Annotated in this window: 24 protein-coding genes; 11 read left to right on the forward strand and 13 right to left on the reverse strand. The window is 60.1% G+C overall.

Features of this window, described 5'->3' with window-relative positions:
• Positions 1-35 precede the first annotated feature (35 nt).
• On the forward strand, positions 36-1190 hold the full coding sequence (locus HMPREF1287_RS07935; RefSeq protein WP_023016349.1) for an NYN domain-containing protein: 1155 nt from the start codon (positions 36-38) through the stop codon (positions 1188-1190).
• On the opposite strand, the gene HMPREF1287_RS07940 is transcribed toward HMPREF1287_RS07935, so the two are convergent.
• Together HMPREF1287_RS07940 and trxA are read right to left on the reverse strand one after the other, a co-directional pair.
• Positions 1187-1924, reverse strand: a complete 738-nt coding sequence (locus tag HMPREF1287_RS07940; RefSeq protein WP_023016350.1) for a PspA/IM30 family protein — start codon at positions 1922-1924, stop codon at positions 1187-1189. The two genes, HMPREF1287_RS07935 and HMPREF1287_RS07940, sit on opposite strands and share 4 nt — an antisense overlap.
• A 91-nt stretch (positions 1925-2015) precedes the next feature.
• Positions 2016-2387 carry a thioredoxin gene (trxA, locus tag HMPREF1287_RS07945; RefSeq protein ID WP_005275779.1) on the reverse strand — a complete coding sequence of 124 codons (372 nt, stop codon included), beginning with the start codon at positions 2385-2387 and terminating at the stop codon, positions 2016-2018.
• Positions 2388-2506: 119 nt separating this feature from the next.
• Here trxA and HMPREF1287_RS07950 point away from each other — a divergent pair, with 119 nt between their 5' ends.
• From HMPREF1287_RS07950 to HMPREF1287_RS07965, 4 genes are read left to right on the forward strand one after another with little or no spacing between them, the layout of a single operon-like run.
• A complete protein-coding gene (locus HMPREF1287_RS07950) occupies positions 2507-2707 on the forward strand; it encodes a heavy-metal-associated domain-containing protein (RefSeq protein ID WP_023016351.1) in 201 nt (66 codons plus the stop codon).
• A gap of 9 nt (positions 2708-2716) precedes the next feature.
• On the forward strand, positions 2717-4906 hold the full coding sequence (locus tag HMPREF1287_RS07955; protein ID WP_005275785.1) for a cation-translocating P-type ATPase: 2190 nt from the start codon (positions 2717-2719) through the stop codon (positions 4904-4906).
• 3 nt (positions 4907-4909) lie between these two features.
• Positions 4910-6211, forward strand: coding sequence for an MFS transporter (locus tag HMPREF1287_RS07960; protein WP_005275787.1), 1302 nt, complete (start codon positions 4910-4912; stop codon positions 6209-6211).
• A gap of 28 nt (positions 6212-6239) precedes the next feature.
• Complete coding sequence (locus tag HMPREF1287_RS07965) at positions 6240-6704, forward strand: VanZ family protein (RefSeq protein WP_023016352.1); 465 nt, start codon at positions 6240-6242, stop codon at positions 6702-6704.
• Between the two features lie 5 nt (positions 6705-6709).
• Here HMPREF1287_RS07965 and dnaB read toward each other — a convergent pair whose 3' ends face one another.
• The 8 genes from dnaB to HMPREF1287_RS08005 all read right to left on the reverse strand — a co-directional run bounded on the left by dnaB (position 6710) and on the right by HMPREF1287_RS08005 (position 14421).
• On the reverse strand, positions 6710-8143 hold the full coding sequence (gene dnaB / locus HMPREF1287_RS07970) for a replicative DNA helicase (RefSeq protein WP_005275794.1): 1434 nt from the start codon (positions 8141-8143) through the stop codon (positions 6710-6712).
• Positions 8144-8604: 461 nt separating this feature from the next.
• Positions 8605-9057, reverse strand: coding sequence for a 50S ribosomal protein L9 (rplI, locus tag HMPREF1287_RS07975; RefSeq protein WP_005275797.1), 453 nt, complete (start codon positions 9055-9057; stop codon positions 8605-8607).
• Between the two features lie 48 nt (positions 9058-9105).
• Complete coding sequence (locus tag HMPREF1287_RS07980) at positions 9106-9657, reverse strand: single-stranded DNA-binding protein (protein WP_005275799.1); 552 nt, start codon at positions 9655-9657, stop codon at positions 9106-9108.
• A 49-nt stretch (positions 9658-9706) separates the two neighbouring features.
• Positions 9707-9997 carry a 30S ribosomal protein S6 gene (gene rpsF, locus HMPREF1287_RS07985; RefSeq protein WP_023016353.1) on the reverse strand — a complete coding sequence of 97 codons (291 nt, stop codon included), beginning with the start codon at positions 9995-9997 and terminating at the stop codon, positions 9707-9709.
• A 122-nt stretch (positions 9998-10119) separates the two neighbouring features.
• Positions 10120-10308, reverse strand: coding sequence for a hypothetical protein (locus tag HMPREF1287_RS07990; RefSeq protein ID WP_005275803.1), 189 nt, complete (start codon positions 10306-10308; stop codon positions 10120-10122).
• A complete protein-coding gene (locus HMPREF1287_RS07995) occupies positions 10305-11696 on the reverse strand; it encodes a glycosyltransferase family 87 protein (RefSeq protein WP_023016354.1) in 1392 nt (463 codons plus the stop codon). The genes HMPREF1287_RS07990 and HMPREF1287_RS07995 overlap by 4 nt, the downstream gene beginning before the upstream one ends.
• Before the next feature lie 16 nt (positions 11697-11712).
• Complete coding sequence (locus tag HMPREF1287_RS08000; protein ID WP_023016355.1) at positions 11713-13971, reverse strand: transglycosylase domain-containing protein; 2259 nt, start codon at positions 13969-13971, stop codon at positions 11713-11715.
• 75 nt (positions 13972-14046) lie between these two features.
• Positions 14047-14421, reverse strand: coding sequence for a DUF5318 family protein (locus HMPREF1287_RS08005; protein ID WP_005275810.1), 375 nt, complete (start codon positions 14419-14421; stop codon positions 14047-14049).
• 116 nt (positions 14422-14537) lie between these two features.
• Here HMPREF1287_RS08005 and HMPREF1287_RS08010 point away from each other — a divergent pair, with 116 nt between their 5' ends.
• The 4 genes from HMPREF1287_RS08010 (at position 14538) to HMPREF1287_RS08025 (ending at position 17721) form a co-directional block, all read left to right on the forward strand.
• The gene (locus HMPREF1287_RS08010) at positions 14538-15626 is read left to right on the forward strand and encodes an inositol-3-phosphate synthase (protein ID WP_023016356.1); all 1089 of its coding nucleotides are present in this window, start codon (positions 14538-14540) and stop codon (positions 15624-15626) included.
• 54 nt (positions 15627-15680) lie between these two features.
• Complete coding sequence (locus HMPREF1287_RS08015) at positions 15681-16175, forward strand: MarR family winged helix-turn-helix transcriptional regulator (RefSeq protein ID WP_023016357.1); 495 nt, start codon at positions 15681-15683, stop codon at positions 16173-16175.
• 94 nt (positions 16176-16269) lie between these two features.
• A complete protein-coding gene (locus tag HMPREF1287_RS08020) occupies positions 16270-17241 on the forward strand; it encodes a universal stress protein (protein WP_023016358.1) in 972 nt (323 codons plus the stop codon).
• A gap of 9 nt (positions 17242-17250) precedes the next feature.
• Positions 17251-17721, forward strand: coding sequence for a hypothetical protein (locus HMPREF1287_RS08025; RefSeq protein WP_023016359.1), 471 nt, complete (start codon positions 17251-17253; stop codon positions 17719-17721).
• A 9-nt stretch (positions 17722-17730) separates the two neighbouring features.
• Here HMPREF1287_RS08025 and HMPREF1287_RS08030 read toward each other — a convergent pair whose 3' ends face one another.
• Both HMPREF1287_RS08030 and HMPREF1287_RS08035 read right to left on the reverse strand, forming a co-directional pair.
• Positions 17731-18657 carry a rhodanese-related sulfurtransferase gene (locus tag HMPREF1287_RS08030; RefSeq protein WP_034653699.1) on the reverse strand — a complete coding sequence of 309 codons (927 nt, stop codon included), beginning with the start codon at positions 18655-18657 and terminating at the stop codon, positions 17731-17733.
• 42 nt (positions 18658-18699) lie between these two features.
• Complete coding sequence (locus tag HMPREF1287_RS08035; RefSeq protein ID WP_023016361.1) at positions 18700-20196, reverse strand: DUF1846 domain-containing protein; 1497 nt, start codon at positions 20194-20196, stop codon at positions 18700-18702.
• Between the two features lie 118 nt (positions 20197-20314).
• Between HMPREF1287_RS08035 and HMPREF1287_RS08040 the strand changes: the two genes are divergently transcribed.
• Both HMPREF1287_RS08040 and HMPREF1287_RS08045 read left to right on the forward strand, forming a co-directional pair.
• Positions 20315-21130 (forward strand): Fpg/Nei family DNA glycosylase, encoded by an 816-nt coding sequence (locus HMPREF1287_RS08040; protein ID WP_023016362.1) that lies wholly within the window; start codon positions 20315-20317, stop codon positions 21128-21130.
• 17 nt (positions 21131-21147) lie between these two features.
• Positions 21148-22740 (forward strand): bifunctional ADP-dependent NAD(P)H-hydrate dehydratase/NAD(P)H-hydrate epimerase, encoded by a 1593-nt coding sequence (locus tag HMPREF1287_RS08045; RefSeq protein WP_023016363.1) that lies wholly within the window; start codon positions 21148-21150, stop codon positions 22738-22740.
• On the opposite strand, the gene HMPREF1287_RS08050 is transcribed toward HMPREF1287_RS08045, so the two are convergent.
• A complete protein-coding gene (locus tag HMPREF1287_RS08050; RefSeq protein WP_023016364.1) occupies positions 22727-23362 on the reverse strand; it encodes an ABC transporter ATP-binding protein in 636 nt (211 codons plus the stop codon). The two genes, HMPREF1287_RS08045 and HMPREF1287_RS08050, sit on opposite strands and share 14 nt — an antisense overlap.
• Between the last annotated feature and the right edge of the window lies 1 nt (position 23363).

The following is a 23363-nucleotide window of genomic DNA, read 5'->3' on the forward strand; positions in this document are numbered from 1 at the left end:
TTTATTTAGCACAATTAGAACGGAACTTAGGAGCCATGCTTGAACGCACACTTGTCTTTGTCGATACCTCATACCTGCTCGCGAGCTTTTATAACTCCTGGGAAACGGGGGCTCGCGCGCAGCTAGAAATCGATCTGCCCGAGGTGGTCAGCACCATGGGCGGGATGATCGAGGAGCAATTAGGCAACCCGATTCAGCGCCAATACTGGTACGACGGAATCCCGGATACCGGTCCACACCGCTACCAACGCGCCCTTCGCACCTGCGAGGGCGTGCAATTGCGCACGGGACAACTCATTGAATGGGGTGAGCGACGCACCCAAAAGGGCGTCGACACCCGGCTTGTGGCCGATATGGTCATGGCCGCCGTGAAGAACCAGTTCACCGACTTCGTGCTGGTCAGCGGCGATGCTGACATGATCCCCGGCGCGCAGACCGCCGTAGACAATGGCATCCGCGTGCACCTGTACGGCTTTGGCTGGGACTCGATGTCCGCAGCGCTGCGCCATACGTGTGATTCCACCACCATCTTGGATCCGCGCGAGGACTTCGCGGATTCCATGGAGCTGCAGGTCCTCGAGGGACCGCTTCCCCCAGTTGTGCGCGATGCAGCGCAGAAGGCAGAGGGAGCAGAAGAGGAGCTTCCGGGCACCGAACACTGCGACGAGTGCGAAGAGCCCTCCGAGGTAGAAACCGCATTCGGCACCCCAGAAAAGCCCACGCCGGCACCTACCCCAAAGCCCGCGCCGCCTCAAAGCGCACAGCAGGCCGCAACCCCAGCCCAACAAGAGCAGGAAAAGCCCGCCGCGGAAGAGGCCGAGGCTACCGATCAAGCAGCACCAAAGCCTGCGCCGAAACCGTCAATGATGGCACCGCGGCGCAAGCTGCGCTCGAAGTACGTCCCGCTGCCAGAAGAGGTCTGGAGCTCTGCCGGGTTCCAGTCCCCATTCGATGTGGGCCAGCAATACGCATCGTGGTGGTTTGATAATGCCGCCAACTCAGAGCAGCGCGACCAAGCCCACTTACTGTCTGGCGGCGGATTGCCACCGGAGATCGACCGCCCGCTGCTGCAGTTCGCCTGCGAGACCCTGCATGAATACACGCTGACAGAAACCCAGCGCGTGAATTTACGCGATGGGTTCCACTCAGGGATTCGCGGCGTGCTTATCAATATCCGCCGCGAGAATTAATCCCCGGATTCGATTTCCTTCTTCTTGGCCATATCGGCGCGCAGCGCATCGAGCCGCGCGCTGGCCTTCATGTCGTTGCCGGCCGCTTGAATCTCACTCATGCGGTCGCCACCGGTTGCCTGCTGCAATTCTTGTGCACCAAGGGCATCGGCATAGCGCTTTTCAATCTTGGCGCGGACGGAGTCCAAGCTCGGCACGGAATCATCAGGCTTGAGCTCGTTCATGGAGTCGAGCGCTTCCGCGTTCTTTTCCTGCATTGCAGCCTGATCCGCCTGCGCTTCTAGCTGGCTGACCTGTGCCAGCTGCTCCTTCAGGCGGGCCTCGGACTGTTTTTGCTGGTTCTTGGCCTGTTCAGCCGCCTGCTCCGCCGCCGCGTACTGCTGCTTGACGTCTTCCAGTTCCTGTTCCACCGCAACGAGCTGGGAGGCCACTACCTCAGCGGCCTGGTTGTACTCATTCGCCTTCTGTGGGTCCTCGGCAGAATCGGCAAGCTCCAAAGCGCGCTCGGTTTGGGATTGGTAATCCTGCTGCGACTTCACCAGGCGGTTCATCTGCATTTCCAACTGAGACTTGTGCCCGATGATCTCTGCCGCATGATCAGAAATCTCTTGGTGCTGTTCCTTGGCGGCCTTAACCGCCTGTTGGATTTGGACCTTTGGATCGGCGTTCTCATCAATCTTTTGATCGAGAGAACTCATCACGTACTTCCAGCCCTTGCTGAAGGGGTTAGCCATCACTATCTCCTTTGGTCATAAAAAAGACGCTTTCTAGCGAGTTTAGCGATACTCACCAGAAAGCGCCGTGGAAGCTCTGAAAATTCAGATTCTATGCCTGCTGTGCGTTCTGCTCTTCAACCTGGCGGCGAACCTCAGCCATGTCCAGGTCCTTGACCTGCTTGAGCAGATCCTCCAGTGCTGCGGGCGGCAGTGCGCCGGCCTCACGGAATACGAGGATGCCATCGCGGAAGATCATCAGGGTAGGAATGGACTGAATCTGCAGCGCGGAAGCAAGGCCCTGGTTTGCCTCGGTGTCCAGCTTGGCAAAGGTAGCATCCGTGTGCTCCTCGGATGCCTTCTCGTAGACAGGGGCAAAGCGCTTACATGGGCCGCACCAGTCCGCCCAGGCATCGACAAGCGTAATGCCTTCGCCGGTTACGGTCTGTTCAAAGTTCTCTTCAGTGACATCAATAGTAGCCATACTCGTTGTAACTCCTTTACATTGTGGTTTATTCCCCACCGTACCTAAATTTCTTCCTTGCCTGATACCCCTAGGGGGTATAGCATGGAAGCATAAGCAATCGAGAAAGGATGATAGTCATGGCAACGAAGAACTACACCGTAGAAGGAATGAGCTGCGGACACTGCGAAATGTCCATCCGCGAAGAGGTAGGCGAAATCGCCGGTGTGGACGCGGTTTCCGCAGACCACACCACCGGCGCAGTGTCTGTCTCCGGCAGCGATTTCACCGATGAGCAAGTAGCAGCCGCCGTAGCCGAAGCCGGATACGTCCTTAAGTAGGCGAATACTATGTCACACGTTGATCTCGGGGTCTCGGGCATGACCTGCACGTCCTGCTCTTCCCGGGTAGAACGCAAGCTCAACAAGGTAGACGGCGTTGAGGCGAGCGTTAACTTTGCCACCGAATCCGCCTCTATTGAGTTCGATCCGGAGACTTCTACGCCTGCGGATCTGATCAAGGTCGTCGAAGGCGCCGGATACAGCGCCTTCGATATGTCCGGCAGCGATGACGGCGACCAGGACGAGGACGCAGAGGGCACGCCGGTTGATGATGCCCGCGCTGCAGAACAAGAGAGCCTGCTGCGGCGCACCATCATCTCCGCGGTCCTGTCTGCCCCCATCATGGTTGTCTCCATGGTGCCTGCCCTTCAGTTCCAGAACTGGCAGTGGGCCTGCGCCATGCTGGCCACCGTTGTCTTCATTTTTGGTGGCGCCCCCTTCCACTCCGCTACGTGGACCAACCTGAAGCACGGCTCGTTCACCATGGACACCTTGATTTCCATGGGCACCTCGGCCGCCTACCTGTGGTCCCTGTACGCACTGTTCTTTGGCAACGCCGGCGAGCCCGGCATGACGATGAGCATGTCGTGGTCCTCCAGCTCGGCCGAGATGGACCATATCTACTTTGAGTCTGTGGGAATGGTCATTACCTTCCTGCTCCTCGGCCGCTGGTTCGAGGTCAAGGCCAAGGGGCAGTCTTCTGAGGCGCTGCGCACCCTGCTATCCATGGGCGCGAAGGAAGCCTCCGTGCTGCGGGACGGCGAGGAAAAACGCATTCCCATCTCCCAATTGCAGGTGGGCGATGTCTTCGTTGTGCGCCCGGGCGAAAAGATTGCCACCGATGGTGAGGTCGTCTCCGGCAATTCCGCCGTGGATGCCTCCATGATCACCGGTGAATCCGTCCCGGAAGAGGTGGGCGTGGGCGATACCGTTACCGGCGCCACCATTAACGCCTCCGGCAAGTTGGAGGTTAAGGCCACCCAGGTGGGCGAGGACACGGTCCTTTCCCAAATGGCCACGTTGGTTACCAACGCACAAGCCTCCAAGGCCCCCGTGCAGCGCCTAGTGGACCGCATTGCGCAGGTCTTCGTGCCGGTAGTCATCGGCATTTCCGTCCTCACGCTGCTGGTACACCTCATCTTTGGCGGCGTGGCGCCGGCGTTTATCGCCGCTGTCTCCGTGCTGATCATCGCCTGCCCTTGCGCGCTGGGCCTTGCCACCCCGACCGCCATCTTGGTCGGCACGGGGCGCGGCGCCCAGTTAGGCCTGCTCATTAAAGGCCCGGAGATCCTTGAGTCCACCAAGCAGGTCGATACCATCGTGATGGATAAGACCGGCACGGTGACCGCCGGGGAAATGTCCGTTACGGCCGTGCATGGCGATGTCCTCGAGTACGCCGCCGCCGTCGAGCGGAACTCCGAGCACCCCATCGCCCAGGCCATTGCCCGTGAGCGCGACGTGGAGCCCGGTACCGATTTTTCCACCAGCACCGCTGGCGTGGAAGCAACGGTGGATGGGGTGCGCGTGGGCGTCGGCAAGCCGCGTGGAGACCTAGGCCAGTACGCTGAGGCCTTCCGCGAGGCAGAGGCCGCGGGCGCTACTCCGGTGGCGGTGTACCTCGACGATGAGCTCGCTGGGCTCATTGAGGTCCGCGACACCGTCAAGCCCACCTCCGCTGAGGCCGTCCAGCAGATGAAGCAGCTGGGCCTGACCCCGCACCTGCTGACCGGCGATAATGAGGGCGCGGCCAAGCGCGTGGCAGAGGAAGTTGGCATCACCGAGGTCACGGCCGGCGTGATTCCGGAGGAAAAGGTCGACGTCATCAAGAAGCTGCAGTCCGAGGGGCACAATGTGGCGATGGTTGGTGACGGAGTCAACGATGCCGCGGCCTTGGCCCAAGCAGACCTCGGCTTGGCGATGGGCGCCGGTACCGACGTGGCCATCGAGGCCTCCGATATCACCCTGATGAATGGGGACCTGCGGTCCGCAGCCGATGCCATTCGCCTGTCCCGCCGCACGCTGCAGATCATTAAGGGCAACCTGTTCTGGGCCTTTGCCTATAATATTATTCTCATCCCCGTGGCGGCCTTTGGCCTGCTGAACCCGCTATTTGCAGGCATCGCCATGGCATTAAGTTCCGTATTCGTCGTCTCCAATTCCCTGCGTCTCCGGAAATTTTCCACCCAGCGCTATGATTAGCGCATGCTCAGCCGCAATGAACGATTAGACCGGCTCCCGGTCACCAGCAAACACAAGCGCCTACTCCTGGGCTCCGGCCTAGGGTGGGCGCTCGATGCTATGGATGTGGGGCTCATTTCCTTCATCATGGCCGCCCTGGCCGTGCACTGGGATTTGAGCAGCACCCAAACCTCTTGGCTCGCCTCTGTTGGCTTCCTCGGCATGGCTCTGGGAGCGACATTCGGCGGGCTCCTTGCGGATAAATACGGCCGCCGCCACATCTTCTCCCTCACCCTCTTGGTTTACGGCCTGGCCACCGGTGCCTCCGCCCTGGCCGGTGGGCTGACCATGCTTATCATCTTCCGCTTCATCGTCGGGCTGGGCCTGGGCGCGGAGCTGCCGGTCGCCTCCACTCTCATCTCCGAATTCTCGCCGCGCCGCATCCGCGGGCGCATGGTGGTCCTGCTCGAGGCCTTCTGGGCGCTCGGCTGGATCCTCGCCGCACTCATCGGCACCTTCATCGTCGGCGCCGGCGAAAACGGCTGGCGCTGGGGCTTTGCCGTGGGGCTTATCCCCGCAGCTTATTCGGTTTACGTGCGCTTGGGCTTGCCGGAATCGGTGCGCTTCCTCGAGTCCAAGGGCCGCCACGAGGAGGCCGAAGAGATTGTGGCATCCTTCGAAAAGGCCGCCGCGGGCCAGCCGCTTGACGATGCCCACCCGGAACCCACCGCCTCCACCGAGACCTCCATTTGGGGGCCGGGCCTGCGCCGCCGCACAGCGGCGCTGTGGACTATTTGGTTTTGCGTCAATTTCTCCTATTACGGCGCCTTCATCTGGATCCCGTCCCTGCTGGTTGCCGATGGTTTCTCGCTCGTAAAATCCTTCAGCTTCACCCTCATCATTACCTTGGCGCAGCTACCGGGCTATGCCACCGCCGCTTGGCTCATTGAGGTCTGGGGCCGGCGGATTACCCTCGCCGTATTCTTGGTCGGCTCCGCCGTATCCGCCGGGCTCTACGGCACCGCTAGCTCCGAGGTATTCATTATCATCGCCGGGTGCCTGTTGTCCTTCTTCAACCTCGGCGCCTGGGGTGCCCTGTATGCCATTGGTCCGGAGCTCTACCCCACCGCGCTGCGCGGGCGCGGTACGGGTGCCGCGGCGGGGTTTGGACGCATCGCCTCCATCGTCGCACCGCTCGTTGTACCGCCACTGATCGCGGCGACCGGCGCAGGATTCCTCTTCGTGCTCTTTGCGGCCGCATTCGCCATCGCCGCCGTAGCGGCATTTACTCTGCCTGAGCTGAAAGGTAAGGCCCTTGCTCGATAAATTAGCCCTTAGCGCCTGGATCGGCGTCATGGTAGCGCTGACCACCCTGAAGGCCTTCTTCCAGATCGGTTACCTGTGGAAGCCCGAAAATCAACGCGTCCGCGAGCTCCACTTAGTTCCCCTCGATGAATTCTCTGGCAATAGTTGGTTCGCCCCGATTTTTGAGTACGCCGGTAATACCGCCTTCTTCATCCCCTTCGGACTCCTAGTATTTACGCTATGCCGTTCCGTGAAAGTATCCACGGCCTGGGGATTCGCGCTGAGCTTAACGCTAGAGACGGCCCAATATGCCTTCGCGCTGGGCCGCACGGATATCGATGATCTGCTGTTTAATACCCTCGGCGCGCTCATCGGTGCAGCGATCGCCTACTGGTGCGGCCAACGCTTCTTCCCGGTTTGGCGGTGGCTCTCTCTGGCCGCTGCGGCGGTCTTTATCGTGCTGGTAATTCTGGGTCCCCGGTTAGGGGACCCCGCGGCCGTCGTGGACCTATAAGTCTTTTATCCGTGCGCCATGTTGACGAACTTGGAGTAGTGCAGCTGGTGGGCCACCTGGACGGTGTCAATAGGGCCGCCGCGGTGCTTGGCCAAGATAATATCCGCCTCACCGGCGCGCTCGTTATCGCGGTCCTGCGAGTCTGGGCGGTAAAGCAGCATCACCATATCCGCGTCTTGCTCCAAGGAACCGGACTCACGCAGGTCAGCCAATTGTGGCTTCTTGTCGTTTCGGGCTTCAGGTCCACGGTTCAGCTGCGAGATGGCAATCACCGGCACCTCAAGCTCCTTGGCCAATAGCTTGAGCTGGCGCGAGAACTCCGAGACCTCTTGCTGGCGCGACTCCACCTTTTTGCCCGAGGACATCAGCTGCAGATAGTCCAAAACGATGAGGTCGAGGCCGTGCTGCTGCTTGAGCCTGCGGGCCTTCGAACGAATCTCCATCATCGTCAGGTTCGGGGAATCATCAATAAATAGCGGTGCATCCTGAATGCGGTTGAGCGTGTCATCGATCTTCGCCCAGTCCTCCGTGGAGACTCCACCACTGCGCATATCGGTGAGCTTCACCTCGGATTCCGCGGAGAGCAGGCGCATCACGATCTCTGAGGCGGACATTTCCAAGGAAAAGATGACGGAAGACTTGCCATGCTGCAGCGAGCACGAGCGAATGAAGTCCATCGCTAGCGTGGACTTACCCACTCCGGGTCGCGCCGCAACGATGATCATCTGTCCCGCGTGCAAGCCATTAGTGAGCTTATCTAGGTCAATGAAACCTGTGGGCACACCCAATTCAACGCCACCGGCCTGCTGCAGCGCCGCCAACTCATCAATGGTGGGGTCAATCAGATCCCCCAGCACGCGGTAGTCTTCAGCAGTCTTGCGCTGGGCGATGGCAAAGACTTCCTGCTGGGCCCGGTCGATCACCGATTCAATCTCAGCATCCTCCGTGCCCGAAAAGCCCAGTTGGACCACGCGCGTACCGGCATCCACGAGCCGGCGCAGGACGGCCTTTTCCGCCACGATTTCCGCATAATAGCGGGCATTGGCCGCGGTGGGAACGGTAGCCAACAGGGTGTGCAAATAGGGTGCGCCGCCAACGCGCTCGAGGTTATTAAACCTATCCAACCGCGAGGAAAGGATAAGCGGGTCAATGTCTTGGCCCGCCGCGTAAAGGTCCAGCATCGCGCCATAAATTAGCGCGTGGGCCGGATAATAAAAGTCATCGGGCTCGAGCTCTTCAATAACTTCCATGACCGTATTGGGGCTAAGCAGCATTGCACCCAATACGCCTTGCTCGGCTTCCCGGTCCGATGGCGGCTGGCGATACTCCTCGTAGCGCTGCGGTTGATCCTGTTGGTACCGCGGCCGGCGCGCTACGGCGTTGTCCGGTGCCGGTGGTTCCGGTGGAAGCTGTTCATCATCAAAGCTCGCGTTGGTCATGTGTCCCCCTTGGTGTCCGTAAAGAGACCTTGCGTAACGCTGTCCAAGTTTAGACCAGCTCCCGGACACTACCCGCCTGGGTATAACTTCCACAGTTATCCACAGGGGCTTGTGGAATTACCAGGTAGTCCAATCATCGCTTTCCATTTACCGAGGTCACGGCTGTGGATAACTTGCCGCCTTTCTGACCTGCGGTGATAATAACCGCTGGTCAGGGAGTTATTTGCAGGTGTGAAAATTACCACATGATAGTGGAATATGGCCTGTGACCAGCGGCTAAGGCAAGCAAAAATCTTGGTGGGAAAGAACGCCGAATTCCACATTCATCCACAGATTTTCACAGTTATCCACAGGCCAATTGGGCAGGCAAAAGGCCCCAAGAATTCTCCACCTCACATAGAGAATTCGTGGGGCCTTAAGCCATGCTGTTGTCTTTGGGTCTGTGGACCGTCGTGCGCTGCTTAGGCAGCGACGACCGAGAAGTTCACCTTGCCGAGCACGTCAGCGTGCAGCTTCAGCTCGACCTGGTAGTTGCCGGTCTTCTTGACCAGGCCCTTGGGCATATCAACGATACGCTTATCCAAGTTAGGGCCACCGGCCTTGGAGACGGCCTTGACAATGTCTTCTGCGTTAACGGAACCGAAGAGCTTGCCGGAAGTGGAGGTCTTAACCTTGACCTCAACGTTCGTCAGCTGCTCAAGCTGGTTGCGGACCTCGCGTGCGTGGTCCAGGTCGCGAATTTCGCGAGCTTCCTGGGCGCGCTTGATGCCCTCAATCTGCTTCTCAGCGCCGCGGGAAGCCACGATGGCCAAGCCGCGGGGAAGCAGGTAGTTACGTCCGTAGCCGTCCTTAACCTCAACAATTTCGCCAGCGGCGCCGAGGTTCTCAACGGCAGCGGTGAGGATCAGCTTCATGATCCCTGCCTTTCAATTGAGTTAGTTGAATAGTTGCGGGTAACAGACTTAGAACGGGGGTTCAGAATCAGCGCCTCCGAAACCACCAGCTGGCGGTGCGGAGTTCCACGGATCCTCTGCAGGAGCCTGGTTCTGCTGCTGCGACTGCTGCTGTTGCTGTCCTCCAAAGCCGCCCTGATTATTGTTATTCGAGCGCTGCTGCTGGCCGCCGCCATAGTTGCCGCCACCCTCACGGGGATTGCGGTTTACCTGTGCGGTGGCGTAGCGGAGCGACGGACCGACCTCATCGACGTCGATCTCAAACACGGTGCGGTTTTCACCCTCGCGGGTCTGGAAGGAACGCTGCTTCAAGCGGCCGGTAACGATGATGCGCATGCCCTTGCTCAGGGTCTCGGCGACGTTCTCCGCCGCCTGGCGCCATACGTTGCAGGTCAGGAACATAGCTTCGCCGTCTTCCCACTGGTTCGTCTGCGAATTATAGCGACGAGGCGTGGAGGCGACGCGGAAGTTAGCTACCGCCGCACCCGCCGGGGTGAAGCGAAGCTCGGGGTCAGCAACTATGTTGCCCACCACCGTAATATTGGTATCTCCCTGTGCCATGTCTTTACTCCTTATCGGTTACGTGGATTATGCCTGATCCCAGTATCCGCTACTTGCTGTCGGTGCGCAGAACCTTGGTACGCAGGATGGTGTCGTTCAGGTTCAGGCGACGGTCGAGCTCGGAAACCGAAGGGTGCTCGCACTCCAGGTTAACGACGGCGTAAATGCCCTCTTCCTTCTTCTCGATGGGGTATGCAAGGCGACGCTTGCCCCATACATCGAGGTTCTCAACCTTGCCGCCGTCCTTGCGGACGATGTCGAGGTACTTATCTAGGGACGGGGTTACGGTGCGCTCATCCTGATTAGGATCCAGAATGATCATGACTTCGTAGTGACGCACGGACCTCATCACCTCCTATGGTCTAGTCGTTTTCGGCTGCATCACCTTTGCGGATGCAGCAGGAGGGTACGTTGCGTCAAGCAACCCCACCACAGTACCGCATATGACCGGCGAAAAGAAATCTATCCCGTCGTGGTGGCGGCGAAAAAGATAGCTCCCGTCGCGGGGATGATGGTGAGGAAAACGATGGCAAGGATGCCCAAGATGATGGGCCCGCGCTTATCTTCCCTGTTATGAAACAACCAAAAGGCCGCCATGACGCAGATAAAGCCCAACAAGATCGACACCATGCCGATTAATGTCACAATCATTGAAATACTCCCGCCACCGGGTCGCGGCCCATATGCGCCGCACGCACTTTATCTTCCGTTCTATTCCACATTTGCCGCAGCACAATCACCGCCATCGCAATGATGAATCCATCGCGCACGAGGATTGCCACGTCCAAAAGCTCGTGTGGAATGCCCTTATTATCGATGCCCAGCATGTGCCACATGAGCAGGGGCCATACGAGGGCATCGGCAAGCGCCCAGCCCAGAACCAACCGCCAACGCGGCACGGCCAAGGCCGCCGGAACCACCAGCCAGAGCGAATACTGCGGGGACCATACCTTATTGACCAGCAGGAACGCCGCGACGATGAGGAAGACCAACTCCGCTACCCGCGGGTTAAGCGGGCTGCGCCAGCCGGCCAGGGCAATACCGGCGCATAAAAGGATGAACGCCACGAGGGAGAAGGTATTTAAAAAGTCCTGGCTGAAAGAAATACCCAGATTCCGGCTAATCAGGGCATACAGGGTGGTCCATTCCGCACCGCGCTCCTGGTTCAAACGGAAAAATTCCGCCCAAGCGGCCGGGTATTTCAGGGCGATGGGAAGGTTGACCGCAAGCCACGCGGCGGCCGTAGCGACGGTGACCTTGGCAAAAGCGTCCCAACGGCGATTGCGCCAGGCAAGGACGAAAAACGCGCCCAGCAAAAATATCGGCCATAATTTGAAGGCGGTTCCAAGGCCAATGAGGATGCCGGCGAGCCAGGGGCGGTGGCGGCTAATGGCCAGCAGCGCGCTGACGGCGAAGGCGATGGCAGGTATATCCCAATTGCTAAAGGCATGGATGATAATCAACGGGCTGGCGGCCACCAGGATGGTGTCCCACGTGCGGTTTCCCACCAAGAGGTAGACCATGTAGATGACGCCGACCCAGATGCAAGCCATGACCAAGGCGGTGAGCCCAAAGTACCAGCCAGCGGCAGGCACACCGGCCCACTCCACGAGGCCATAGGTATGGCGCGAAATCCAACCCATCAGGCCCTGGAACATGCCCGCCAATACCGGGTATTCCATATAGCGGGTCAGGCCATCTTCCTGCCAGGAAAAGGCGTAGGGAAAGCCCGGTCGATCGAGGCCGCGGCCTTCATACAGCGGGACGATGTCGTTATAGCAAAAGGAGGTGTACTGGCGGTTGGCGGACCAATCCAGGTTGATGGTGCCGTCTTCGCCGCGGATGCCACCAGCGCAATTCGCCTTGGATAAGAACCCGCCGGCCAAGAAAACCCAGGCTACTGCGATCAGCGCGCGCAGCGGGGTCCACCACTGTGTGTGGCCATCCCGGGCAAAGCGTCCCCTTGGTCCGCCCAGGAACTCGATGACGCCCCGCGCCATCGGCTCGTCTGCGGCGGACATGCGCTGATCGTGGCTCACGCGTACCGCTCCTTGCTTAGCCTAAGAGGTCAGCCAGGCCGCCTTCGCGACCAAAGAAGTCATCTAAAGACGGGGCCTCGGGCCGGGCCGGCTCATTATTACCGCCGCCATTGCCGCGGTTGCCGCCGTTTCCATTATTGCCACCCTGGTTCTCGGGCTGCTGGGCCGGGGCATCATGGCCCGCATCCGGGGTCTCGGCAGGTGCTGGGCTGGCCTCTTCTTCTGGGGCGCCGTCCTGGGCTGGGCCAGTGTAGTTCTGCGCACCCTGCCCACCGGCACCGCCGCCTGGGTTATAGGCCGGGGCACCACCGCCGGCAGACACCGTGCCGAAGCGAACGGGGTAAGCCGAGGGGAATTGCTGGAATTCCTGATCCGCCAAGGAGTTATCCAATACGGACTTCCAGATCTTGGTCGGCGCGCCGGCACCGTACATGATTCCTCCGTACTGGTCGAAGATGGCGGAGGTATTATCCGCGGTACCAACCCACACGGAGGTAGCAAGCTGCGGGGTGGCACCGACCATCCACGTATCCTTGTTGGTTCCGGAATCGCCCAGCTGGGTCGTACCGGTCTTGGATGCCGAAGCGCGGCCGCCGGCCAGCGAACCATTGGACCATGCCGCCACCGGCGCCATGGCCTCAAGGACGTTATTGGCCACATTCGCGGAAACGCGGCGCTCGCCCTCATCGGTTGGGTGTTCATACAGAACTTCCCCGGCGGCATTTTCTACGCGCTGCACAAAGTGCGGGTTGTGCCAGACACCCTGGTTCGCGAGGGTAGACATCGCGGTTGCCATATCCAGCGGACGGGACTGGTACTGGCCCAAGACCACGCCTTCAAAAGGCTGTTTGCCGTTTTCAGTCAGCGTCTCTTCGATGCCCGGCAGCGAGCGGGCAACGCCCAAGGCGTGGGCCATATCCGCGGTGTCCTGGGTACCGTTTTTCAGATCGCTCTGCAGGCGCAGGTAAGAGGTGTTCAGGGACTGCTTGGTGGCCTCGCGCAGGTCGCAGACGCCACAGCCGCCGCCCACGTTGGTCACCAGATCGGAGCCCGGCAACTGGTACGGCGCGGAGGAGTAGTTGGTATCCAAGCTAATGCCCTGCTGCAGCGCAGCGGCAAGCGCCATGATCTTGAAGGTCGAGCCGGTCTGCAGCGGGGAGTTAGCGTAGTCCCAACCATTGGAATCATGCCCGCCAAAGTAGCCGCGCACCGCACCCGTCTTCGGATCGATGGTCACAGAGGCCGCGCGCGCATCTTCTTGCAGCGGCGCCAGCTGGTCATCGACTGCCTGAATCGTGTTGTTTTGCACGTTCATATCGATGGTGGTGGTAATGCGCAGGCCACCGGTGGATACCTGATTTTCCGTAATTCCTACGTCCTCAAGCTCGCGGATGACCTGGTCTTTAATGTGGCCATTCGCGCCTGGGGCTTCCGTGTATGCCGAGTACTCAGCGGGATCGCGGGTCTCCGGGAAGACCATTCCATCGCGCTCTTCCTTGCTGAGATCGCCCATGTCCACGAGGCCGTCCAGCACGTAGTTCCACCGGTTTTCGGAACCTTCCTGGTTCACGCGCGGGTCCAGGCCAGAAGGCGACTGGATCAGGCCGGCGAGCATGGCGCCTTCCTCGGGGGTGAGGTCCTTGGCGTCCTTATCAAAGTAGGCGTTGGATGCGGCCTGGATGCCGTAGGCATTGCGGCCGAAGTAGACCGTATTCAGGTAGGCGTTGAGGATGTCCTCTTTTTCCCACTCGTTGGTCATCTTGATGGAGTAGATGAGCTCGCGCGCCTTGCGCACGTAAGAGTATTCGTTGCCCACCAGGGTGTTTTTCACGTACTGCTGGGTAATCGTGGAACCACCACCGGCGGTGTCATTGCCGGTGACCTTACCCAGTACCGCGCGGCCCAAACCGGTGAAGGAAAAGCCGGAGTTATCCCAGAAGTCGCGGTCCTCTGCGGCGAGCACGGAGTCCTGCACAAAGACGGGGACCTCATCCAAGGTCACGTGCGTACGGTTGCCTTCCGGCGGAACCAAACGCGCCAACTGGGTGTCGTTATCGGAGGCATAGATGGTAGAGACCTGGTTATTGGCCAGCTCTTTGGGCTCCGGAACGGTGTACTGCGAATAGGCATACGCAAAAAGGCCTGCAGGCAGTGCCACAAAAACCAATAGGAGGGCCACAACGACCCACGGCCAGATGCGGCGCTTTTGGGGTTCTTCGCCTTCTTTGCGGCGGTCCACCTTAGTGGACTCGCCAGTAGATTCCTTCTCGGTCACTGATTCGTGTCCTCATTCATCCCTGGTAACAAACTAAATAATTGCAGCTTACTGCCTAAGGCGGTGCGCCGAAAACTAACACGCGTTAAAAGCCGTTGCAGAACGCAACAAATGATTCCAGCGGCAGTGCCGGCAGACCTCCACCTCATGCACGGTAAATTCCAGGCCTTCGCCGACAAATTCCGCTATTTCTTTCTCGCTGCGGGCGCTCCCGGCGCGCCGGCCCAGGCTCTCGCCGTACACCCACCGGGTCAGGCGCAGGTCCTCCCCGCAGACCGGGCAGGGCTTATCCATGGTACGGCCGTGGTGCTCAGCGGCGGCCCGGAGGAGGAAGTCCGCATCGCAGACCTCGTCGCGCCTCAGGTGCCCGGCGCGGTATTCGCGGACGTGTTGGGTGCGTTCCCACTCGTGGGAAAGTTCGTGCTTGAAGGCAACGGAATTCACCCGCATTATCTTAATTTCCTCTTCTTGATCGATCCATATGCCGTCGTGCTACCACCAGGCATAATTTCTGGCCTAACGTTGCGCAGGCACCACACAGCAACGAATTAATAAAGGAGCATAGTGTGTCTGACAAAGTAAAGGTCGCCATCGTCGGCGTCGGCAATTGCGCCACGTCCCTTATTCAAGGCGTGGAGTTTTATCGCAACGCCGCAGCGGAGGAAAATATTCCTGGCCTGATGCACACCCAGTTCGGGCCTTACCACGTCGGCGATATTGAATTCGTCGCGGCCTTCGATGTCGATGGGGACAAGGTGGGCAAGGATCTTGCGGAGGCTACCCGCAGCTCCCGCAACTGCACCATCACCATCGCAGACGTCCCAGACCTAGGCGTCACCGTTCAGCGCGGCCCCACCATGGATGGCCTGGGCCGCTACTACCAGGAGTCCATCACGGAATCGGACGAAGCTCCTGCCGATGTCGCAGCTGCCCTCCGCGAGGCCGGTGCCGAGGTCGTTGTTTCCTACCTGCCGGTTGGTTCCGAAGAAGCAGATAAGTTCTACGCCCAGGCCGCCATCGACGCTGGTTGCGCGTTCGTGAATGCCCTGCCGGTCTTCATTGCTTCTGACCCAGAGTGGGCCAAGAAATTTGAGGACGCAGGCCTGCCCATCGTGGGCGATGACATCAAGTCCCAGGTTGGTGCCACCATTACCCACCGCGTTATGGCAAAGCTTTTTGAAGACCGCGGCGTGCGCTTGGACCGCACGATGCAGCTCAACGTGGGCGGCAACATGGACTTTAAGAACATGCTGGAGCGCGAGCGCCTGGAGTCTAAGAAGATTTCTAAGACCCAGTCCGTGACCTCCAACGTGCACAATTCCCCTATCGCTGGCAAGCGCGCAGACCGCAACGTCCACATCGGTCCCTCGGACTACGTGGAGTGGCTGGATGACCGCAAGTGGGCCTATGTCCGCTTGGAGGGTTCCGCATTCGGCGAGGTCCCACTGAACCTGGAGTACAAGCTCGAGGTCTGGGACTCCCCTAACTCCGCCGGCATTATTATCGATGCCGTCCGCGCCGCCAAGATCGCCTTGGACCGCAAGGTCGCCGGACCGGTACTTTCCGCTTCTTCCTACCTAATGAAGTCCCCGCCAGTACAGAAGGCCGACGATGTCGCACGCAACGAGCTGGAAGATTTTATTAAGGGAAGCTAATTTTTTCGTCGCGATACTACCGCCAGGCGGTAGTGCACGATAGAATTTAGTTTTATGACGCAACACCATGATGAGACGGACCCAACGAAGTCCCCGTCCGACTACGAGGACGCGGTAGAGGTAGCCCGGGATATCCAACCGGCGCTCAATAAGTTAATTCTTATTTTCCAGCGCACCGCAGAGGGCTCATCGCTGACTACCTCGCAGGTCTCCATCATGAATCAGTTGCGCTTGCGCGGGCCTTCCCGCGTATCCACCATTGCCCAGGCGGAGCTTATCCGCATGCCCACCGCATCCAACGCGCTCTACCAACTAGAGCGCCGCGGGTTCGTGGAACGCCACCGCGATGAAGAAGATCGCCGCGGCGTGCTGGTCGCGCTCACCCAACTGGGCGAGTCCGAATTGGCCATAGTTTCCGGGCAACGCGCCGCGGCCCTTGCAGAGATTATGCGGTGGCTCGAGCCCGAGGACTTGGCCACCGCGCGCGAGATGGGCGCGGTCATTTCCAAGCTTGCGGATGTCTACCGCCCCACTATGGATAGCGAGTAGCGCGCTTGCGGCCGCATGCAATTTTAGTTTTGCGGCCACAACAGACGATAATGAGTTTTAGTACTCACTAAGCTTTCGCATACATATTCTTTCTATGGGCAAAAAATCTCACCGACCGCTGTTGCCGACCCTGCACAAGGGCTCGGCCGAAGAGCCGTTGCGCATCCTCATTTCCTGGAGTCCTTCCTCTTCCGGCACCGAACCCCTCGAATTCGCCGCCTGGCTATCGCGCACCGCGGTGATTGAGGTGCGCGTTATTTCCACGGTTTTCCAGCCTTGGACCACGACGTCTTTGTCCAAGCTGGGCGGGAAATACAAGAAGTGGTTTAAAGAGCAGAAGCAAGCATGCGCGGCAGCCACCGCTGCGGCCCTGACGGAGGCAGGTATCCCGGAAAAGTACTGGGACGATACGCCCTCCGTGCTTGTCGATGGCCCCTCCCGCCCCCAGCTCCTTACTGAGATGGCCCAGGATTTTCAGGCCGATATCATCCTGTTAGGCCCCAACCAGGCCGCACCCAAGGGCCGCTTTTTCCCCGGTTCCACCGCGGATACCCTCCTGCACTACTCGCCACTATCCTTAGGGCTTATCCCGCGCAAGGCCAAATTATCGAAACACGGCGTGACCCGTTTTAATTTTGTCATTACGGAGCGCGGTGAGCGCGCGGATAGGGAATTATTGGGCGCAGCCGCGCTGGCGGATCGCTGGGATTTGCCTCTGCGCATCTTGGCCTTCTCGGCGGATGACCTGCTGCATTCCCCGTCGAAGGATAAAAGCGATATTGCGCTCAAGCTCACCGCGGAGTGGCACGAGGATTCGTTAGCGATGCTCGACCGGGCCCGCGACCACATCCAAGATGCCTACCCGGAGGTCGAGGTCACCTCCGAGATCGGCTCTGGCGCCGGGTGGTCCGGTGCCGTTGATTCGCTCAAGTGGAAAAAGGGCGATCTGATGTTGATGGCCTCTGCCCCACAAGGCCCCATCGCGCGGGTCTTTTTGGGTTCTACCGCAACCGAGTTGCTCCCTCATATTCGCGTACCGGTACTCATTCACCCCGCGACCGACTAGGCTTAATGTATGAGCTCGCGCCCAGAGCACCCCGAAAACGACCTGACGACCGACGCCGATTATGCCAACCTGCGTCGGCCTGAGCCGCAAAGCTTCGATGATTTGGCAGATGAGCCCGATCCCGTCGAGGTAGCCGCCGCGAACCGGCGCTCTACCCGCCAAGCCATCTGGTACATGGTGTCCGTGCTGGTCATCTCCGCGCTATATGGCTTCGGCGTCGCGCTCTTTTCGCGCCTTACCGGCGGCCCCCTGTGCGAGGACGGCACCGCAAGCTGGCTGTGTACCGAGGGCCAAAGAAACTTCTTTGCCATTTCCACCATGATCATCCCACTGCTGGGCATGATCGGCTGCGCGATCATCATGGTGCGCAAACTGCGCCGCTACCTGCGCTGGCGCAGCTGGATGGCGATCTTTTGGGTTGTGGCCTTTAACTTTATGATCTGGGCCATTAGCGATATTCAGCTGCTTTTGGTGCGCTAACCCCGCACCTTAGCTGGCAAGGCTAAGGGCCACTTCCTTACAATTCGGCCTCCCGCAGTGTTGGGTTTCCACATTTTGGATGCAGTCATCACAGATGAGCACCTGCTGGCGGCACGTGTCCTCGTTAATGCAGTTGTGGAAGGTATTAGTACCCTTGCCGCAGTGCACGCAGTGGCCTAATTGGATAAAGCCCGGATCCTCTAGTCCTTGGCCAAACTCCTGGTGCATGCGTTTGTCAAAGACGTACATGGAGCCTTCCCACAGTCCATCATTGCCGTACTTCTCGCCGTAGCGCACGATGCCGCCATCGATTTGGTAGATCTCGTTGAAGCCACGGTTCTTCATCAAAGAGGAAAGGACCTCGCACCGGATGCCGCCGGTGCAATAGGAGACGACCGGCTTGTCCTTCATCCAGTCATATTTGCCGGATTCCAGTTCCTCAATGAAATCATGGGTGGTGCGCACATCCGGCACGACGGCATTTTTGAACTTGCCAATCTCTGCTTCCATGGCATTGCGGCCATCGAAGAAGACTACCTCATCGCCGCGCTCTTCTACCAGCTTGTTGACCTCTTCCGGCTTGAGGTGCGTGCCGCCGCCAACGACGCCGTTCTCATCCACCTTCAGCTCGCCCGGCGCGCCAAAGGCCACGATTTCATCGCGCACCTTGACCGATAGGCGCGGGAAATCCTCGGCTCCGCCATCGGACCACTTGAACTGCATGCGCTTAAAGCCCGGGTATTCACGGGTTTGGCGCACGTAGCGCTTGCAGGCATCCATGTCGCCGCCGACGGTGCCATTGATGCCGTGTTCCGAAATGAGGATGCGCCCCTTCAAGCCCAAGGACTCGCACAGGGTGCGCTGCCACAGCATGACGGCGGTCGGATCCTCGATGGGGGTAAAGCAGTAATACAGGAGAACTTTGCCGATAGTCACGCCCATAATCTTAGGCGCGCTACCGGCAAGATCCCCAATTCCTTAGCGCTTCTGGTACAGCGCCTTCTTGCGGGCGAAAACCGGATCAGAGGTCACGAGCACCCCAAGGTTGCGGAAGATTCCCTCATCCACCGAGCCCAGGATGGTGGTGGTGTGGACGTCGCAGCCGGCGAGTTCCTTGATCTGTTCCAGCGCCTTGCGGGCATCCTCGTCCTTCGCGGCGGATACGGATAGCGCGATGAGCACCTCATCGGTGTGCAGGCGGGGGTTGGAAGAGCCCAGGTGCTTCGTCTTCAGCGTTTGGATTGGCTCTATCGATTCCGGCGAGAGCAGGTGGGTATCGTCATCGATGCCGGCCAGGTACTTGAGGGCATTGAGCAGCATCGCCGCGGAGCAGCCCAGCAGCGGGGAGGTGCGGCCGGTGATGATAGTGCCATCGTGAAGCTGCATCGCGGAGGCGGGTCCATCGGTTTCCTCCGCGCGCTTGCGGGCCGGGCCCACTACTGGGCGGTCATCGACCTTGATGCCGGCCTTCGCCATGACGACGGCAGCGCGCTCAGACTGCTCATCGCCCAGCCCGGCGCGGGCTTCTTCTACCTTGGCCTTGAAGTAGCGGCGGATGATTTCCTGTTGGGCGGCGGCGCGGCAGACCGCATCATCGGTAATGCAGTAGCCGGCCATATTCACGCCCATGTCCGTGGGCGATTCGTACGGCGTGGTGCCGGTGAGCTTTTCCAGCAGGGTCCGCAGCAGCGGGAAGGCCTCAACGTCGCGGTTGTAGTTCACCGTGGATTCGCCGTGGGCGCTCAAGTGGAAGTGGTCAATAATGTTGGAATCGTTCAAGTCCACGGTGGCGGCCTCGTAAGCGAGGTTGACCGGGTGCTCGAGGGGAAGATTCCAGATGGGGAAGGTCTCAAACTTGGCGTAACCAGCGTTATTGCCGCGCTGGTGCTCGTGGTAGACCTGCGATAGTGCGGTGGCAAGCTTGCCGGAACCGGGGCCTGGGGCGGTCACGACGACCAAGTCCCGGGAGGTTTCCGCGAACTCGTTCTTGCCAAAGCCATCCTCAGACACAATGAGGTCCGTATTTGTGGGATAGCCTGGGATAACGCGGTGGCGGGCGACCTTGAGGCCGAGGCGCTCAAGCTTCTCGATGAACGCTTCTGCCTGCGCATTTCCGTCTTCCACCTGGGTCATGACGATGTTTTCAACCAAGAAGCCGCGGCTGCGGAATACGTCTACCAAGCGCAGGAGGTCATCTTCATACAGGATGTCTAAATCAGCGCGTACCTTGTGGCGGGCAATGTCTTTGGCGTTGATGCACGGGAGGATTTCAATGTCCTCTTTAATGCGCTCCAGCATCGCGATCTTATTATCCGGGGTAAAGCCCGGCAGCACGCGAGAGGCGTGCATATCGTCGAAAAGCTTGCCGCCCATTTCCAGGTAGAGCTTTCCGCCGATTTCTTCGCGGCGGGCCTGGATGTGCTTTGACTGCAGCTCAATGTATTTTTCTCGGTCAAAACCGATTTTATGCGTCATGATTTATCGACCCTTCAATAGAAATAAAATCAATCCGCGCTTCGAGTTTACTCTTTTTCATCCCCCGGCGCCACGCGCCCTAGTTGGGGGCGACCAATGATGTCACTACACTGAAGCTATGCCTGAAGGTCACGTGATCCACCGCCTAGCCCTCACACTCAACGCTGACTACCGCGGCATGCCGCTCAACGTGACCAGCCCGCAAGGCCGGTTTGCCACCGAGGCGGCCATCCTGGACGGTGCAGAAATTGACCACGCAGAGGCCTTTGGCAAGCACCTCTTCGTGCACTTCACCGCCGCCAACCCGGCACACATCCTCTATATTCACCTGGGGCTCATCGGCAAGCTCAGCTTCGAACCCCGCGAGGAAAACCGCGGACAGATCCGCATACGCATAGACAATGGGGCGCAGGCCGCGCAGCTGCGCGGGCCCCAATTCTGCCTGCTGCTCACGGAAGAGGATTATCAGGCGCGGCTGACCAAGGTGGGCCAGGATCCTCTCCGCGCCGATGCCGATCCTGAAGCCCTGTGGGCCAAGGTGAGCAAATCCCGCCGCAGCATCGGTTCCCTCATGATGGACCAGCACCTGTATGCCGGGGTGGGCAATATCTACCGCGCGGAGGCCCTCTTCCGCGCCGGCCTCTCCCCCTTCACCCCTGGCCAGGATGTTTCCCGTGAAACATTCTTCGCCATCTGGAAAGACCTGGTAGAACTCATGAACTACGGCGTAGAGCACGGCCGCATCGATACCGTGCGCGCCGAGCACTCCCCCGAGGCCATGGGCCGCGACCCGCGCAAGGATGACCACGGCGGCGAAGTCTACGTTTACCGGCGCGCGGGCTTGCCCTGCTATGTCTGCGGCACGCCGATTACGGAACAAGTAATGGAGGGCCGAAACCTCTTCTGGTGCCCCACCTGCCAATCTGCTACTTAAGGCCTATAGTGGCGGGCATGCGACCTGCCTATAGTGTATCCACCGTTCGTTCCGCCGAATCCGCGCTCCTCGCGCAGCAGAGCCACGATGATGAGCTCATGCGCCTGGCCGCTAGAGGCGTTGCTGCCGCGGCGAAATCCATACTGACGGGCCCTGCGCCTCGCCGCATCACCATCCTGGCCGGGCCTGGCGGCAACGGTGGCGATGGCCTTTATGCAGGCGCTTTCCTCGCCGAGGAGGGCTATGGCGTGGAAGCGATACTCGTCGCCGATGCTGCGCACGACCCAGCGCTGCAAGCTTTTACCGCTGCCGGCGGGACCATTACAGATCAACCGCACGCGGAGGCTACCGGCCTACTCATTGATGCCGTCGCCGGTCTCAACTCCACCCGCGGGCTTAGCGGTGCCGGCCTTGCCGCGTACCGCGCGGCCAAGCAGCACGATATCCCGGTGCTTTCGGTAGATATCCCTTCTGGCATCAACGCGGATACGGGCGTGGCCGCGGAAAATGCCGTCGAGGCCACGATTACCGTGAGCTTCGGTTGGGCGCGCGCCGGCCATATCTTCGCCCCGGAATGCGGCACGGTGGTGCTCTGCGATCTGCAGCTGCCCAACACGCCGCGCTCCTTTGCGGAGGAGCTAACGGCCACGGCTGAGCCGGCGGGCTATATCGCCAACGAGCCCACCATCGATCTCCCTTTCCAGTGGCCCGGGGAGCCCGTGCTTGCCGATGCCCACCTCGGCCACGTCACCGCCCCCAAGCCCGTGGGCTGCACAGGCCCCATCGTGGATCCCACTCCCCACGCTTCGAGCACGAAATACACCGGCGGCGTCACCGCCATTTGCGCTGGCAGCAGTGCCTATCCCGGCGCGGGCATCCTAGCGGCTACCGGCGCGGTGCGCGCGACGCCGTCAATGGTGCGGGTGATAGATAACGATGCCGTGGTCCCCCACCTGCCCGAGGTGGTTCCCCACCCGAGCGCCGAGGACAAGGTACATGCCCAGGCGTGGGTGGTTGGCCCTGGCCGCGGCACCGATGAGGCAGCGGCCCGTGAGCTCCGCGCCATCTTGGATCGCGGGCTGCCCACCATCCTGGATGCCGATGCCCTGACGCTGCTCGCCCAAAGCGCCGATCTGCGCGATCGCGTCCGCTCCCACCCGCGGGTCATCCTTACCCCGCACGCCGGCGAGTTCCGCCGCCTCTACGAGGCTACCTTCGGCCGCGAGCTCGATCTCAGCGAGGGCGTGGGCCCGCGCCAGCGCGAGCTGGCCGAAGACTTGGACTGTTTTATCCTGCACAAGGGCCGAATCACCACGGTGACCGCGCCCGGCCAGGCCATCTATGGGATGAATGCCGGCCACTCTTATGCGGCCACCGCGGGCTCCGGCGATGTTTTATCCGGCATCCTCGGCGCGACGATCGCGCAGGTAGACCACGAAAAGGCCGATGCGGAGTACATCATCACGGAGATCCTCCACGCCGCCGCCCTACACCAGCACGCGGCCGCCATCGCGGCGCATACCCCCGATGGTTTTGGCATTTGTTCCGCTTCCCAGATCGCCGCGGCGATGCCCCAGTCCATCGCTCGCTTGCTCGTTATGCATCGTTAGCTTCCTGCTTGCTCACGCGGCCGTCTTTGACCTCAACCACGTGGTCGACGAAGGTGATCAGGGAGCGATCGTGCGTGACCAGCACTGTGGCGGTGTCCATCTCCTGGGTAATATCGCGCAGCAGGCGGATGATTTCCTGGGAAAGGTGGGAGTCGAGGGCGGAGGTGGGTTCATCGGCAAGCAGCAGGTTCGGCTCATCCATCAAAGCGCGGGCGATATTGACGCGCTGGGCCTGGCCGCCGGAAAGCTGGCCGATGCGGCGATTGCCCATTCCCTTAAGGCCAACGAATTCTAGCAGCTCATTGGCACGATCCTTGCGCAGCTTGCGCCCGGCCATGTGGTCCATGATGAGCAGCTGATCGCGCACCTTGAGCGAGGACAACAGGTTGGACTGCTGGAAGATGATGGAGTTCGTACCGTTGACCTCTACGGTGCCGGAGTCCGGGGTGATGAGCCCGGCGCCCACGGAGAGCAGCGTGGACTTACCGGAACCGGACTCGCCCACGATTGCGGTGAGGGTATCGGAGTCGGCACTAAAGGTGGCATCATCAAGCGCCGTAGTAGTCGTCGTGCCGTCCTGGAAGGTGACGGTGGCGTTGCGAATATCAAGAATAGTAGGCATT

The organism is Corynebacterium sp. KPL1986, assembly GCF_000477975.1.
GTDB classification, from domain to species: domain Bacteria; phylum Actinomycetota; class Actinomycetes; order Mycobacteriales; family Mycobacteriaceae; genus Corynebacterium; species Corynebacterium accolens.

Bases quoted from the DNA above. Each gene is read 5' to 3' on its own strand.
- HMPREF1287_RS08020 (WP_023016358.1), top strand. From the start codon at position 16,270: ATGGGCAAAAAATCTCACCGACCGCTGTTGCCGACCCTGCACAAGGGC.
- HMPREF1287_RS08025 (WP_023016359.1), top strand. From the start codon at position 17,251: ATGAGCTCGCGCCCAGAGCACCCCGAAAACGACCTGACGACCGACGCC.
- HMPREF1287_RS07935 (WP_023016349.1), top strand. From the start codon at position 36: ATGCTTGAACGCACACTTGTCTTTGTCGATACCTCATACCTGCTCGCG.
- HMPREF1287_RS08005 (WP_005275810.1), bottom strand. From the start codon at position 14,421: ATGCGGGTGAATTCCGTTGCCTTCAAGCACGAACTTTCCCACGAGTGG.
- rplI (WP_005275797.1), bottom strand. From the start codon at position 9,057: ATGAAGCTGATCCTCACCGCTGCCGTTGAGAACCTCGGCGCCGCTGGC.
- dnaB (WP_005275794.1), bottom strand. From the start codon at position 8,143: ATGACCAACGCGAGCTTTGATGATGAACAGCTTCCACCGGAACCACCG.
- HMPREF1287_RS08015 (WP_023016357.1), top strand. From the start codon at position 15,681: ATGACGCAACACCATGATGAGACGGACCCAACGAAGTCCCCGTCCGAC.
- HMPREF1287_RS07955 (WP_005275785.1), top strand. From the start codon at position 2,717: ATGTCACACGTTGATCTCGGGGTCTCGGGCATGACCTGCACGTCCTGC.
- HMPREF1287_RS08035 (WP_023016361.1), bottom strand. From the start codon at position 20,196: ATGACGCATAAAATCGGTTTTGACCGAGAAAAATACATTGAGCTGCAG.
- HMPREF1287_RS07980 (WP_005275799.1), bottom strand. From the start codon at position 9,657: ATGGCACAGGGAGATACCAATATTACGGTGGTGGGCAACATAGTTGCT.
- HMPREF1287_RS07950 (WP_023016351.1), top strand. From the start codon at position 2,507: ATGGCAACGAAGAACTACACCGTAGAAGGAATGAGCTGCGGACACTGC.
- HMPREF1287_RS07940 (WP_023016350.1), bottom strand. From the start codon at position 1,924: ATGGCTAACCCCTTCAGCAAGGGCTGGAAGTACGTGATGAGTTCTCTC.
- HMPREF1287_RS07965 (WP_023016352.1), top strand. From the start codon at position 6,240: ATGGTAGCGCTGACCACCCTGAAGGCCTTCTTCCAGATCGGTTACCTG.
- trxA (WP_005275779.1), bottom strand. From the start codon at position 2,387: ATGGCTACTATTGATGTCACTGAAGAGAACTTTGAACAGACCGTAACC.
- HMPREF1287_RS07960 (WP_005275787.1), top strand. From the start codon at position 4,910: ATGCTCAGCCGCAATGAACGATTAGACCGGCTCCCGGTCACCAGCAAA.
- HMPREF1287_RS08050 (WP_023016364.1), bottom strand. From the start codon at position 23,362: ATGCCTACTATTCTTGATATTCGCAACGCCACCGTCACCTTCCAGGAC.
- HMPREF1287_RS08045 (WP_023016363.1), top strand. From the start codon at position 21,148: ATGCGACCTGCCTATAGTGTATCCACCGTTCGTTCCGCCGAATCCGCG.
- HMPREF1287_RS08040 (WP_023016362.1), top strand. From the start codon at position 20,315: ATGCCTGAAGGTCACGTGATCCACCGCCTAGCCCTCACACTCAACGCT.
- HMPREF1287_RS07990 (WP_005275803.1), bottom strand. From the start codon at position 10,308: ATGATTGTGACATTAATCGGCATGGTGTCGATCTTGTTGGGCTTTATC.